Origin of the sequence: Sphingomonas sp. Leaf38 (assembly GCF_001421825.1) — a bacterium.
Lineage (GTDB): Bacteria > Pseudomonadota > Alphaproteobacteria > Sphingomonadales > Sphingomonadaceae > Sphingomonas.
The window spans coordinates 793,466-806,354 of record NZ_LMLD01000011.1 but is presented as its reverse complement, the minus strand read 5'-3'; the positions used below and the strand labels follow the sequence as shown (position 1 = coordinate 806,354).

The 12,889-nt window shown below is 64.9% G+C and carries 13 protein-coding genes; 5 read left to right on the top strand and 8 right to left on the bottom strand.

The window, feature by feature from the left end:
• Positions 1-4: 4 nt before the first annotated feature.
• The 4 genes from ASE88_RS11095 to ASE88_RS11080 all read left to right on the top strand — a co-directional run bounded on the left by ASE88_RS11095 (position 5) and on the right by ASE88_RS11080 (position 1,790).
• Positions 5-448, top strand: a complete 444-nt coding sequence (locus ASE88_RS11095; protein WP_056478118.1) for a CoA-binding protein — start codon at positions 5-7, stop codon at positions 446-448.
• 72 nt (positions 449-520) lie between these two features.
• The gene (locus ASE88_RS11090) at positions 521-874 is read left to right on the top strand and encodes a hypothetical protein (RefSeq protein WP_056478116.1); all 354 of its coding nucleotides are present in this window, start codon (positions 521-523) and stop codon (positions 872-874) included.
• 28 nt (positions 875-902) lie between these two features.
• Complete coding sequence (locus ASE88_RS11085; RefSeq protein WP_235525540.1) at positions 903-1,310, top strand: hypothetical protein; 408 nt, start codon at positions 903-905, stop codon at positions 1,308-1,310.
• Between the two features lie 15 nt (positions 1,311-1,325).
• Positions 1,326-1,790: a hypothetical protein gene (locus ASE88_RS11080; RefSeq protein WP_056478114.1), complete on the top strand. Its 465-nt coding sequence runs from the start codon at positions 1,326-1,328 to the stop codon at positions 1,788-1,790.
• A 223-nt stretch (positions 1,791-2,013) separates the two neighbouring features.
• On the opposite strand, the gene ASE88_RS11075 is transcribed toward ASE88_RS11080, so the two are convergent.
• Positions 2,014-3,303 carry a homoserine dehydrogenase gene (locus ASE88_RS11075; protein ID WP_056478112.1) on the bottom strand — a complete coding sequence of 430 codons (1,290 nt, stop codon included), beginning with the start codon at positions 3,301-3,303 and terminating at the stop codon, positions 2,014-2,016.
• A gap of 91 nt (positions 3,304-3,394) precedes the next feature.
• Here ASE88_RS11075 and ASE88_RS11070 point away from each other — a divergent pair, with 91 nt between their 5' ends.
• Positions 3,395-6,142 (top strand): [protein-PII] uridylyltransferase, encoded by a 2,748-nt coding sequence (locus ASE88_RS11070; protein WP_056478110.1) that lies wholly within the window; start codon positions 3,395-3,397, stop codon positions 6,140-6,142.
• Between the two features lie 167 nt (positions 6,143-6,309).
• Here ASE88_RS11070 and ASE88_RS11065 read toward each other — a convergent pair whose 3' ends face one another.
• From ASE88_RS11065 to ASE88_RS11035, 7 genes are all read right to left on the bottom strand, one after another.
• Positions 6,310-9,261, bottom strand: a complete 2,952-nt coding sequence (locus ASE88_RS11065) for a TonB-dependent receptor (protein ID WP_055873216.1) — start codon at positions 9,259-9,261, stop codon at positions 6,310-6,312.
• A 435-nt stretch (positions 9,262-9,696) separates the two neighbouring features.
• Positions 9,697-10,017: a DMT family transporter gene (locus ASE88_RS11060; protein WP_055873220.1), complete on the bottom strand. Its 321-nt coding sequence runs from the start codon at positions 10,015-10,017 to the stop codon at positions 9,697-9,699.
• A 156-nt stretch (positions 10,018-10,173) separates the two neighbouring features.
• On the bottom strand, positions 10,174-10,746 hold the full coding sequence (locus tag ASE88_RS11055) for a hypothetical protein (protein ID WP_200910241.1): 573 nt from the start codon (positions 10,744-10,746) through the stop codon (positions 10,174-10,176).
• Between the two features lie 37 nt (positions 10,747-10,783).
• Positions 10,784-11,278 carry an ATPase gene (locus ASE88_RS11050; protein WP_055873226.1) on the bottom strand — a complete coding sequence of 165 codons (495 nt, stop codon included), beginning with the start codon at positions 11,276-11,278 and terminating at the stop codon, positions 10,784-10,786.
• Between the two features lie 57 nt (positions 11,279-11,335).
• Positions 11,336-11,563, bottom strand: a complete 228-nt coding sequence (locus ASE88_RS11045) for a F0F1 ATP synthase subunit C (RefSeq protein WP_055873230.1) — start codon at positions 11,561-11,563, stop codon at positions 11,336-11,338.
• A gap of 41 nt (positions 11,564-11,604) precedes the next feature.
• Positions 11,605-12,363 carry a F0F1 ATP synthase subunit A gene (locus ASE88_RS11040; RefSeq protein WP_056479406.1) on the bottom strand — a complete coding sequence of 253 codons (759 nt, stop codon included), beginning with the start codon at positions 12,361-12,363 and terminating at the stop codon, positions 11,605-11,607.
• A 70-nt stretch (positions 12,364-12,433) separates the two neighbouring features.
• Positions 12,434-12,754, bottom strand: coding sequence for an AtpZ/AtpI family protein (locus ASE88_RS11035; protein WP_056478106.1), 321 nt, complete (start codon positions 12,752-12,754; stop codon positions 12,434-12,436).
• Between the last annotated feature and the right edge of the window lie 135 nt (positions 12,755-12,889).

The following is a 12,889-nucleotide window of genomic DNA, read 5'->3' as shown; positions in this document are numbered from 1 at the left end:
ATCGATGCCGTTAACCGCCGATGCCGACATCAAGGCGCTGCTCGAAAGCGCGCGGACGATCGCAATGATCGGCGCATCGGACCGTCCCGATCGACCTTCCTACGGCGTGATGGCCAAGCTTCAGGCGCACGGCTACCGCGTGATCCCGGTCAATCCGCAGATCACCGGCGAACATGTGCACGGCGAGTTCGTCTTCCGCGACCTCTCGCAGCTCGGCGACCCGATCGACATCGTCGACATCTTCCGCAATTCGGCAGCGGCCGGCGGTGCCGTCGACCAGGCGATCGCTGCGGGTGCGAAGGCGGTGTGGATGCAACTCGGCGTCGTCAACGACGAGGCCGCAGCGCGTGCCGAGGCCGCCGGGTTGAAGGTCGTCATGGACCGTTGCCCCGCAATCGACATTCCTCGGCTCGGCGTTGCGAAGATCGACGCTGCTTCCGGCATCTGACGCTCGCCGAATGATTCTTGCCGCGCACGGCTAGCGCGGTCATCATGAGCGTCGCTTGGCCCGGAGGCGATCATGCTCGCGATGCTGCTATCGATACTGATCGAAGATCCACTGATGACCGCCGCACGGTCGCGAATGGCCGCCGAGCGCCCCTGTCTGCCCAGCGCTGACCAAACCGACATCACGGTCTGTGGTATGCGCAACGCGGATCGCTACCGTGTACCATTAGAGACGCGGACCGTTGATCGCCGGGATATGGTGGCGGAACAGCGCGCGAGCTTGGTCCATGCGCGCACGCCAATCGAGGCCATGAGTCCGTTTCTGGTAGGCGGGGGCAGTGCAGGGGTTCGTGCGACCGTCGGGTTCGGCCCTGGCGAGGGCTCGGGCGACGTGACGGCTAGCGGCATGCGCCCGCCTGCACCATGATCCTGTAATGCCAATACCCGCTATACTGTTGATCCTTGCACAGGCGACCGCTCGCGCGCCTGCCGCGCAAACGCCACGTGCCGAGCGTTTCTCGATCCTCGTCGATCCGTGTGCCACCACATCAAGGGACGGCAACGAGGTCGTCGTCTGCGGCACGTCGGCGACCACCACCCCGCGCCTGCCGATGCGCGACGACCGTGGCCCGCCCGATCGCCCGGTCGCTTCCAACCCCGAACTCAGTGCCGTGCGTGCACTGCAACTGGAAAACACGCCCTGTGCGGCGAGCCAATGGGGGTGCCAAGTGGGCTTCGGCCCGCCGATCGTCCCGATCGCGAAGGCGGCGGTCGGGCTGATCAGGAGCACACTCGCGAAAAAGCCGGATAAACGGGACCGCGTACCGATCGACCTCAATGGGCCGGTCGGTACCGTCAACTAGGATGAGGCGCGCGCGATGATCCTGATGACGCTGATGCTGCAAGCCACGATAGCATCCCCTACCTCGACAGTAACACCGCCGCCGCAACGCTGGTCGATCCTCGCCCCGCCCGCCTGCCCCGGTTCGAGCCAGACCGAGGTCGTCGTCTGCGGGACCAACGGCACCCCCGCGCCACGCCTGCCCCTCCCCGACGAACGCCTGCCGCAGGATCGCCCGCGCCAGGCGGTAGGCGATCCGCGCGCGGCGCTCGACAATGCCGGGCCCGTCTGCCCGCCGGGTGGCTGCACCGGGGTCGACCTGCTGACCGTCCCGGTGGTGCTGATCCGGGGCATCGGCGCGCTGATCGATCCGCACAGCTGTTGCGAGAACGGCGAAGGAAAGGATCCGATGGCGCTGCTCCGCGACGTCGGGCGAAAATTCCGGAAGAAGCCCGACAAGGCGAACCGCGTCCCGATCGTGCTGGACGAACCGCCTAGGTAAGATCGTCCTGCCATGCTTCCCCGCGAAGGTGGGGCCAAGACTGGGCTCCCGCCTTCGCGGAAGAACAAGCAGGAGGCTGCATTACTGTCCTCCACCCCGGCGAAGGCCGGGGCCCATTGGGGGGCGGCACTAACGAAGGGCACGCGTCGTTGCTGCGACCACGCCAATGGGGCCCCGGCCTTCGTCGGAGTGGCGGCCCTGAAGCTATCCGCCCGCCCCCCCCTCAATCCAGAATGTGCATCCACATTGGCTGACCAACGAGGCTCTGCGACCCGCGCAACTTCTCAAGCGCCTGGGCGATCGAGCGTTCCGGGCTTTCGTGTGTGACGATCGCCACCAGCACGCTGCCATCCGAAATCGCACCGCGCTGGATCAGGCTCTCGATCGAGACGCCCGCATCGCGCATCGCTGCGGCGATCTCGGCGAGTACGCCGACCCGGTCGGCAACCGTGAAGCGCAGATACGCCCTGCCCCGCCGCTCGCCGCTGTCCGCCTGGGGCGCCGCAGAGAGCGAAGCGACCGGCATCGCGAACGGGGGCCCGAACTCGCCGCGCGCGATGTCGATCAGGTCGGCGACCACCGCGCTCGCGGTCGGGCCATCGCCCGCGCCAGCGCCCTGGAACAGCAACCGGCCGACGAAGTTGCCCTCGGCCACCACGGCATTCAGCGATCCGGTGACGTGTGCCAGCGGGTGATCCACGGGCACGAGATGCGGATGCACGCGCTGGAACAACCCGTCCGTCCCGGCTTCCGCCAGCCCCAGCAGCCGCACGCGGTAGCCGAGCGCCGCCGCCTCGGCGATGTCCGCGCCCAGCAGGTGCCGGATGCCGCTGACCGCGACGTCGTCGAACGCCGGCTGCGTCCCGAACGCGACCGCCGCCAGGATCGACAGCTTGTGCGCCGCATCGACACCATCGATGTCGAAGCTCGGATCGGATTCGGCAAACCCCAGCGCCTGCGCCTCGGCGAGCACCTCGGCAAAATCGCGGCCTTCCGATTCCATCTTCGACAGGATGAAATTGCAGGTACCGTTGAGGATGCCGTACACGCGCGCGATCTCGTTCGCCGCGGCGCCTTCGCGCAGGCCCTTGATGACCGGGATGCCGCCCGCGACCGCCGCCTCGAACTTCAACGCGACCCCCGCCGCCTCGGCCGCCTGCGCCAGCTCAAGCCCGTGATGCGCGATCATCGCCTTGTTCGCGGTGACGAAACTGCGTCCCGCTTGCAGCGTGCTGCGCGCCAGCGTCAGCGCCGGGCCGTCCGACCCGCCGATCAGCTCGACCACCACGTCGGCGCCCGGCTGCTTCGCCAGCGCAGTCGTGTCGTCGACCCACGCAAACCGCGACAGATCGACGCCGCGATCCTTGCCGCGGTCGCGCGCGGAGACCGCGACGATCTCGATCTCGCGCCCGGCCCGCCGTGCGATCAGTTCGCGGTTCGCATCCAGCAATCGGATCACACCGCCGCCGACGGTTCCGAGCCCGGCAAGGGCTACACGCAATGGTTCGCTCATTTTCGTCCTCCACTCGCGCGTCCGGTTACGTTTCGCGGGCAGTTTGCGCAATCCTGATGACGCAGGAGCGTTACCCCCCTATCTGACCAACATGTCCGGCCGCTTCGATCACCTCCCCAACCGTCGCACGATCATTGATCGCCGCGCCGTCGCCGAAACCATCGCCACCTTGGAAGGCGTGGACGCAACCGCACTTCGTCGCGATGCGACTGCGCTGCTGAAGGCTGCGTTGGAGAAGGGCCGGATCGAGGTCGAACGTCGGCTGATCGAGCACCCGTCGCGCGGGTTGGAAGCATCGAGCGCGCAGGCCTATCTGATCGACGCGCTGCTCCGCATCCTGTTCGATTTCACGACGCAGCGACTCTACCCCCTGCCCAACCCGACGATCGGCGAACGCCTGACGCTGATCGCGGTCGGCGGCTATGGCCGGGCCGAGATGGCGCCGCATTCCGATGTCGATATCGGCTTCCTGACGCCCGGCAAGCAGACACCCTGGGCCGAGCGCGTGATCGAATCGATGTTGTACGCGCTATGGGATCTCGGGCTGAAGCTTGGCCAGTCCAGCCGTTCGCTCGACGAGATGGTGCGGCAGGCCAAAGCCGACGTCACCGTCCGTACCGCGCTGCTCGAGGCACGCTACGTCTGCGGCGATACCGAGCTGTACGAACAAGCCTCGCACCGCTTCAAGACCGAGGTCCAGGCCGACACTGCGCGCACCTTCATCGCCGACAAGCTCGCCGAACGCGACGCGCGCCACCGCAAGATGGGCGACACGCGCTACGTCGTCGAGCCCAACGTCAAGGAGGGCAAGGGCGGCCTGCGCGATCTCCACGCGCTGTTCTGGATCGGCAAGTACATCTACGACGTCCAGCGTGCCGCCGAACTCGTTGGGGTCGGGCTGTTCACCAAGGCCGAATATCGCCTGTTCCACCGCGCCGACAACTTCTTCCAGGCCGTGCGCTGCCATCTGCACAGCATCACCGGCCGCGCCGAGGATCGCCTCACCTTCGACCTGCAACGCGAGATCGCCGACCGGATGCGGTTCTCCGATCGCCCCGGCAAGTCGAAGGTCGAGCGGTTCATGCAGTTCTACTTCCTGCAGGCCAAGACCGTCGGCACGCTCAGCGGCGTCTTCCTCGCGCATCTCGACGAAAAGTTCGCCGCGCGCGGGCGGCGCTTCGGCCTGCCGACGATCCGCCGCTCCCCGCGCAAGCTCAACGGCTTCGTGCTCGATCGCGGCCGGCTCGCGCTGCCGAGCGACGACTATTTCCAGACCGATCCCGAACGCCTGATCGAGATCTTCCAACTTGCCGACAAGCACGGCGTCGAGATCCACCCGCTCGCGATGCGCGCCGCCGCGCGGGACGCAAAGCTGGTCGACGACGTCCGCACCAGTCCGACCGCCAACGCGCTGTTCCTCGACGTGCTGACGTCCCCGCGCGATCCCGAACTCGTGCTGCGCTGGATGAACGAGGCGGGGGTGTTCGGCCGGTTCGTGCCCGATTTCGCGCGCGTCGTCGCGCAGATGCAGTTCGACATGTATCATCACTACACCGTCGACGAGCACACCATCCGCGCGATCGGCCTGCTCGCGCGCATCGAGAACGGCGTGCTGAAGGAGGACCATCCGCTCGCAAGCGCGATCTTCGAACAGATCGTGTCGCGTCGCGCGCTGTACGTCGCGGTGCTGTTGCACGACATCGCCAAGGGCCGTGGCGGCGATCATTCGATCCTGGGGGCGGAGGTCGCACAACGGCTGTGCCCGCGCTTCGGGCTGACGCCTGCGGAAACCGAAACGGTCGCCTGGCTTGTCCGCTGGCACCTGCTGATGTCGGCGACCGCGTTCAAGCGCGACCTCAGCGACTTCAAGACGATCCTCGATTTCTGTGACGTCGTGCAGAGCCCGGAGCGGCTGCGGCTGCTGCTCACGCTGACGATCGTCGATATCCGCGCGGTCGGTCCGGGCGTGTGGAACGGCTGGAAACGCCAGTTGCTCGGCGATCTGTACGAAGCCGCCGAAGAGGTCCTCCGGCTGGGCCACAAGCAGAAAGGCCGCGCCGAACGGATCGCCGCCAAGCAGGACCATCTGCGCGACGCGCTCGGCTGGGACGCGGAGTCGTTTGCCACGCTCGTCCACCGCCTGCCCGAAGCCTATTGGATCGCCGAACCCGAGGACGTGCTCGCGCACAATGCGCGCTTCCTCGCGACCACCTTCGATGCGCAGCTCGCGATCGACGCGCATGTCTATCCGGGGCGCGGCGCGACGCTGGTGACGATCTACGCGGCGGATCATCCCGGGCTGTTCTACCGTATCGCCGGTGCGATCCACGTTGCGGGGGGCAACATCATCGACGCGCGCATCCACACGACGCGCGACGGCATGGCGGTCGACAACTTCCTCGTCCAGGATCCGTTCGGGCGGCCGTTCGACGAATCCGGCCAGCTGTCGCGCCTTAAGACGGCGATCGAGGATGCGCTGGCCAACCGCGGCAAGCTGGCCGACCGGCTGGTCGCCAAACCCCTGCCCCGCACGCGCGCGGAGGCGTTCGACATCGTCCCCAACGCGCTCGTCGACAACAAGGCGTCGAACCGGTTCACCGTGGTCGAGGTCAACGCCCGCGACCGGCCCGCGCTGTTGAACCAGCTCGCCAATGCGCTGTTCCAGTCGAAGGTGACGATCCATTCCGCGCATGTCGCCACCTATGGCGAGCGCGCGGTCGACACGTTCTACATCACCGACCTGACCGGCGACCGGATCACCCAGCCCGCGCGGTTGAAGACGCTGGAACGGCGGTTGCTCGCGGCGGCGGCGGGCGAGGATATCGACTTGGCGGCGTGAGCGGGCCCCTGTTCTCCCGCGAAAGCGGGAGCCCAGGGTAGCGGGACGCAGCGCTTGCGACCCGGGACTCCTGCGTTCGCAGGAGAACGGGCGCGCAATTACTCCCACACACGAAAAAGCCGGCCCGCAGAGATCTGCGAGCCGGCTTTTCACGTGGTACTACGCGATCAGAAGCGCGAGCGCAGCGTCAGGCCATAGGTGCGCGGCTCGGCGAGGAAGGCCGAGTAGAGCGCGTTGCCGGTGCCGCCATACGCAGCGACGTTGGCCGACGATCCGGCACCCTGGAACGGCGTGTTGAACGCGACCTGGATGTAGTTCTTGTTGAACACATTCTGTGCCCAGAACTCGAGCGCCCAGATCTGGTCCTTGCCGCGCAGACCGACGCGGGCGTTGACCACCGCGAAGCCATCCTGCTTCTTCTCCGGGGCCAGATCCGAACCCGTGTTGTAGTCGGACGACAGGCGGCTATCGACATAAAGCAGACCCGACAGGCCGTTCGATCCGATATCGGGCGTCCAGGCGAACGACGTGGTCACGACGTGCTTGGGCGCGTTCGACAACTGGCTGCCCGGGAGCAGGAAGAGCGCGCGGTCGAGCGCCTCACCGGTCGTCGAGCTGCCGACCAGGTTCTTGCGGGCAAACGTGTCGGCATAGGTGTAGCCCGCGGTGAAGGTGACCTGCTTGATCGGCGACATCGTCGCCTCGAGCTCGACGCCCTGCGAGATCACGCCTGCCTTCTTCGCCCGATCCGGAGCGCAGGTGCCGGTCTGCGCACCGGTGACGGGGTTGAAGCCGTTATCGCTATCAAGACCGTTGAGGTTGTCCTTACAGCCCTGGACGTTTTGCACGACGAAGATCGAGCCGTTGAACGTGTTAAGCTGGAAGTCGGTGAATTCCTGGCGGAACGCGGCGACGTTCAAGGTGAACTGGCGCGTGTTGAACTTCGCCCCGATCTCGTAATTGTTCACCTTCTCGGCGTTAAAGCGCAAACCTGGCGCATCAGCGTTGCTGCGCGACGAGAGCACGCCGTTGACGCCGCCCAGATCGGACCGGTCGAGATTGTAGCCGCCCGCCTTGTAGCCCTTGGCATAGGAGGCATAGGTCAGCAGCTTGGTGAACGGCTTCCACGAGAGGACCGCGGTGCCGGTGAACTCACCGTCGCCAAAGCTGTCGTTCAGGTTCAACCCGTTCAGCGCCGTGCTCGAATTGCCCGTGCAGGTCAGCGTCACGATGCCCTGTGCGAACGCCGTCGCGCCGCTCTGCGTCTGCGTCAACGGTGCCAGTGCAGCCTGCTGGATCGGGCAGACACTGTTGTTATTGTTGAACGCAGCGTTGAACTTCTTGGTTTCGTGCGTGTAGCGAAGGCCGCCGGTCAGCGACAATGTGTCGGTCAGGTGCAGAATGTTGTGCGTGAAGAACGCGTAGTTTTCGCTCTTCTGCCGGTAGATCGAGCCCGAATCGCCGACGTTGTTCACGCCGCCGCCTAGCCCCGCGCCGCCAGTCAGACGATCAAGAGCTGCGGTAATAAGGCCCCCTGCGGAATTCGGTCCGCCAAAGGCACCGGATACGGTTTGACGCGCAGTAGCACCCGTCGGCAGTATGACTGTGCTATTCAGACAACCTGCCGAATTCTGGCCGAGTGCGGCAAGCGCGGGACTGACGTTCGCGACGAGGCGGCACGCGGCGAATTGGCCGTATTGCGAACCGAACTTCGCGTTGTCGACGAGCTTCAACGTCTCCTTCGAATAGAAGCCACCGACGAGCCAATCGAGCTTGTCGTTGAACAGCGAGCCCTGAAGCCGCGCTTCCTGCGTGAAGGTATGGAACTGACGATAGGCGTTGCCGTCGTCGGCACGGTTTGTCAGATCGACATTGGTATAGTCGATGTCGCTGACATTGCCCGACTTATACTCGCGGTATGCGGTGATCGAGGTGAAGGTCGCGCCGCCCAGATCCCAGTCGGCCTGCACCGAACCGCCATAATCCTTGGTCGTGTTGCGATAGGTCTGGCCCGGCGTCACCGCGACCTGGCGGCTGAACGGATCAGCCTTGTTACCCGCGAGCGGGAACACCGCACCCTGGCGACGCAGGATATCGACGATGCGGTTGCTCGCATTGTTCGTGACCGCGCCATCGGTGTTTACGGTGCCAAAGAATGGCGCGACGCCGGCGGCATTGGCAGTTGGATCGGTCGTCTCGACTTGGCTGTAATAGACCGCGCCGCAGCAGCTTTCCTTGCGATGCGAATAGTCGCCGATCACGCGGAAGCTTAGCTGGGAGGTCGGATTGAACAGCAGCTGGCCGCGAACGAAATAGCGATCGCGGTCGTTGATCCGGCTTTCGGAGCCATTGGCGGCGGTCACATTCTTGTAGAAGCCGTCGCGCTTCACAAAGACGCCGTCGACGCGGAAGGCGAGCTTCTCGGCGATCAGCGGCCCGGTGATGCCGGCTGCGATGCGCTTCTGATCGTAATTGCCATAGGTCGCCTCGGCGTTGCCGTGCCAGTCGAACTCGGGCGACCGCGTGATGATGTTGATGAGACCTGCCGACGCGTTGCGACCGAACAGCGTACCCTGCGGCCCGCGCAGGACCTCGACCCGGTCGATCTCGCCGAGCTCGTTGAGGCCGACGCCGGTGCGGCTGCGATAGACACCGTCGATAAAGACCGCGACCGAGCTTTCAAGACCGGGATTGTCGCCAACCGTACCGATACCGCGAATACGCGCCGACGCGTTCGATTCGTTGCCCGTCGACGAGATCAGCAGCGACGGTGCGAGCTGGTTGAGCGAGCGAATGTCACTGCCGCCGGAATTCTGCAGCGCGGCCTGGCCCACTGCGGACACCGCGATGGGTACGTTCGACAGACGCTCCGAGCGTCGGGTCGCGGTGATGACGATGTCGCTCGAGTTGCCGGTTTCGGCGACCGCACTGGCGGCACTGGCAGCGCGCGTCGTATCTGCATCGGTCGCTGCGTTAGTCTGGCCGTCGACCGATGCATTCGCCGTTCCCTGCGACGGTGTGCTCTGCGCCTCGACGGTCGAGGTCGCCTGCTGCGCAAAGACCGGCGTCACGAGTGCCGTGGTTGCTGCGGCGGACAACAGATATGCGATCATGCGCATCGGCGTTCTCTCCTGAGTGTTCGAACTTTTCGAACTTATGGTTTGGACGTTAGGTAGAGGCCTTCTGCTGTTGACGTCTAGCGATTTCCGCATACGGAAACCAATTTTTGAACATTGTGTCTCAAAACCGCCACACAGTGGCAGCCAGCAAACCCTAGTTTCAAATCACAACTGATATGACGTGATTGTACCGGGCTCTTGCGGCTCTGGAAGCGCCCCGCGAAGACCTGCGATCGGAGCAATATGACGAATTTGGACAGGTCGGTCCCACTGCGCGCAGGCGGCTCCCAAGGCATTCGTGCGCTACAGGGGCCGCAGAGCAGACCCATAGACCTCATACGGGTGCCACGCTTACATGACACAGCCCTAGGCGCCCCCCAAGACGTGGAGGGCGTCAGGCATGATCAAACTATGTTAGGGCGGCGAGCCGCTGGGTTACGCCTGCGCGAAGACCTTCGTGCCGACGATCCCGACGACGGTGAGCGCCATGAAACAGGCCTGGATACCACTGACCTTGTCGCCGAACAGCAGCACGCCGCCGATGATGACACCGATCGCGCCGGCCCCCGTCCAGATCGCATAAGCGGTGCCCGCCGGTAGGCCGCGCATAGCCAACGCTAGCAGGCCCATGTTGACGAAGCTGAGGACGATCGGGACGCTCGACGCCTGCCACGTAGCGATGGTGGCTGCCCATTTCAGGCTGAGCGCCCAACAGATTTCGGTGACGACGGCGACCGCGAGGATGAGCCAGGACATGATTCTTCTCCAACGGGCTCAGATTGGAGACCCGGCCGCCGGAAACCCGGGAAGAGACGGCCGTCAAGAATGTTAGCACGGGAGGGACACGAGCCCTCACCTTCCCACTGCTGCGCAGCGGGCCCCTTCCCCTCCCCCGAAGGAAGAGGAGAAGACTTAGTTCAGGCGACCAAGCCCCGAGATCGAGCGGTCGACCATCATGCGGTCGGCGGCGGCGTCGTGATGCTCCGCGATCAGGATACCGGCAGCCTTGGCCGCAGCATCGGCGGCGCGGGCGCGGACTTCGGCGATCGCGGCGCGTTCGGCGGCCGCGATCTTGTCCTCGGCCATCTTGGCACGACGCACCATCAGGTCCTCGGCACCCGCCTTGGCCTTGGCGATGATCGCCGCGGCCTCGTGATGCGCGTGGACCTTCATGGCTTCGGCTTCGGCGTGCGCGGTCTTTGCCTTGGCCTCGTATTCGGTGCGGATCGCCTCGGCTTCGGCGCGGAGCGCCTTGGCTTCGTCGAGTTGCGTGCGAATGCCAGCAATGCGCGTATCGAGCATCTTGCCGATCATCCCTGGAACCTTCTTCCAGATCATCAGCAGGATCACGACGATCATCGCAACCGCAACCCAGCCGGTCGAGGTCAGGCCAAGCGCGGTCGGATCGGCGACATGCTCGACGCCACCGGGCGCGGTCGTGTGGCCCTTTATACCCTGGTTGTCGATCGCACCTTCGGGCGCCATGCCCTCTTCATGGATGACCTTTGCGGCCGAATCGGGATTAGCCATGCGCCGTCGTCCTGCGTACCGCGTCGCTCGCCGCATCCAGGCTGACCTGGAGCCCTGCGACCTTGGCGGCCAATTGCTGTGCTGCTTCGGCGGCAACGCCCTGAAGGTTCGAGAGTGCCTCGGCCTTCGCGTTCGCGACCGCCAGATCATGGTGCCCCAGACGCTCGGCGAGATCGGCGTCGGCAGCATGGACCTGCTGCTCGAACGCCAACGCCGCCCGCTTCGCAGCGGCGGCCGTCTCGGCCTGCGCCGCGGTACGTGCCGCGTCCATTTCTGCCTGCCAGTTCGCCTGGACCGTATCGGCCTGCGCACGGGCAGCGACCGCCGCCGCCAGATCGCCGGCGATCCGGCCTTCGCGCGAGTCCACGTTGGACACGATCTTTGGCACCATTCCCTTACCGATCCCGAAATACAGGATACCGAAAGTGAGCAGCAGCCAGAAGATCTGCGAGGCGTAGGTAGCGGCTATCTGGGCAATCTGGGGCATTGGTGTGTCCTGCGTTAATCCGGCCGGGCGCGGTTGCCCGGCCAAATCACCGAGTGGTTAGGCGACGAACACCAGGATGATCATGGTGACGAAGGCGAGCAGGCCGAGAAGCTCGGCGGCTGCGAAACCGATGAACAGACGGCCCTGCTGGCTGTCGGCTGCGCCTGGGTTGCGGAGAGCGCCGGCGAGGAACTGGGCGAACACGTTGCCCACGCCGAGTGCGGCGAGGCCCATGCCGATCGCTGCGAGGCCAGCACCGATCATCTTTGCTGCTTGTGCGTCCATGGTAAATTCCCTTTGAAAAACAGTTTAGGTGATGGAAAAACTTAGTGAAGGTTGACCGCGTCGTTCAGATAGACCGACGTCAGCAACGCGAACACATAGGCCTGGATCGCGGCGACCAGCAGCTCGAGCAGCGTAATGCCGACCATCAGCAGCATGCTCGGCGCGCTCACCAGACCGATATACATCCCGCCGAGGTTCAGGCCGTTGATCACGAACGCGGCCAGCACTTTGAGCAGGATATGGCCCGCGGTCATCGCCACGAACAGTCGCAGGCCGAGCGAGAACGGACGCACCAGGAACGACATCAGCTCGACCACGAAGATCAGCGGGATCATCAGCGCGGGCGTGCCGCTCGGCACGAACAGCGAGAAGAAGTGGAAGCCGTGCTTGCCGAAACCGACGAGCAGGACGATCGCGAAGCTGATCAGCGCCAGCACGCCGGTGACCGTCATGTGGCTGGTCACGGTGAACGGGTGCACGCCGGGGACGATGCCGAACGGCAGCAGACCGATGATGTTCGCGAACAGGATGAACATGAACAGCGAGAAGACATAGGGCACGAAGCGCTTGCCGCCCGGGCCGACATTCTGCTCGAGCATGCCCGAGATGAAGCCGGTAAAGCCTTCGACCGCCATCTGCCACCGGCCGGGGACGAGCTCGCGCTTCATCCCGCCGATCATGAATGCCCACAATGCGACCAGCGTCACCACCATCCACAATGCGGAATTGGTGAAGGACAGGTCGTAACCACCTACGATCCAGTGCGAGCCGAACGCCGGCTCGATCAGGAACTGGTGCATCGGATCGATCTTGCCGCCCTGTTCTGCCGCCACGTGGAATCCCTGCCGTCTTGATACGACAAACGCCCGGTTACTCCGGGCGTTCGCCTGAAATTCGAATGATCTGCCTGAACGCGACCGCTATCCCGAGGAACAGCAACACGATCAGTCCCCAAGGGCCAGTACCGAACCAGCGGTCAATCAACCAGCCGATCAGCGCACTGCCGACGAGACTCCCAATCAGGGCGGAAATGACGCGATTGCCTTGCGAGTATCCCCGCTCGGCGTCCGCCCCCTTCTGCCCCTTAGCGAGCGTCTCCCGAGCCTTGACCTCGCTCAATCGCTCATCGAGCGCGGAAAGTCGCGGATCGTCAACACCCTGGGGGTCCTGTCCGGGTTCGATCTCCGCCACGCACGTTCCTCCACCTGATTTCGCATCGGGGAGGAAGCAAGCAGCGACGAGCGATCCCGCCAAGGCGCGGTCCGTTTAGAAAAGGGGGGGGTGCAAGTCAACCGGTGTGACAGGGGTGTCATCAATGCAGCGGGC

Excerpts from the sequence above, each read along its gene's own strand:
- ASE88_RS11070 (WP_056478110.1), top strand. The coding sequence starts at position 3,395 with ATGTCCGGCCGCTTCGATCACCTCCCCAACCGTCGCACGATCATTGAT.
- ASE88_RS11045 (WP_055873230.1), bottom strand. The coding sequence starts at position 11,563 with ATGGACGCACAAGCAGCAAAGATGATCGGTGCTGGCCTCGCAGCGATC.
- ASE88_RS11065 (WP_055873216.1), bottom strand. The coding sequence starts at position 9,261 with ATGCGCATGATCGCATATCTGTTGTCCGCCGCAGCAACCACGGCACTC.
- ASE88_RS11050 (WP_055873226.1), bottom strand. The coding sequence starts at position 11,278 with ATGCCCCAGATTGCCCAGATAGCCGCTACCTACGCCTCGCAGATCTTC.
- ASE88_RS11075 (WP_056478112.1), bottom strand. The coding sequence starts at position 3,303 with ATGAGCGAACCATTGCGTGTAGCCCTTGCCGGGCTCGGAACCGTCGGC.
- ASE88_RS11040 (WP_056479406.1), bottom strand. The coding sequence starts at position 12,363 with ATGCACCAGTTCCTGATCGAGCCGGCGTTCGGCTCGCACTGGATCGTA.
- ASE88_RS11095 (WP_056478118.1), top strand. The coding sequence starts at position 5 with ATGCCGTTAACCGCCGATGCCGACATCAAGGCGCTGCTCGAAAGCGCG.
- ASE88_RS11080 (WP_056478114.1), top strand. The coding sequence starts at position 1,326 with ATGATCCTGATGACGCTGATGCTGCAAGCCACGATAGCATCCCCTACC.
- ASE88_RS11060 (WP_055873220.1), bottom strand. The coding sequence starts at position 10,017 with ATGTCCTGGCTCATCCTCGCGGTCGCCGTCGTCACCGAAATCTGTTGG.
- ASE88_RS11090 (WP_056478116.1), top strand. The coding sequence starts at position 521 with ATGCTCGCGATGCTGCTATCGATACTGATCGAAGATCCACTGATGACC.
- ASE88_RS11055 (WP_200910241.1), bottom strand. The coding sequence starts at position 10,746 with ATGGCGCCCGAAGGTGCGATCGACAACCAGGGTATAAAGGGCCACACG.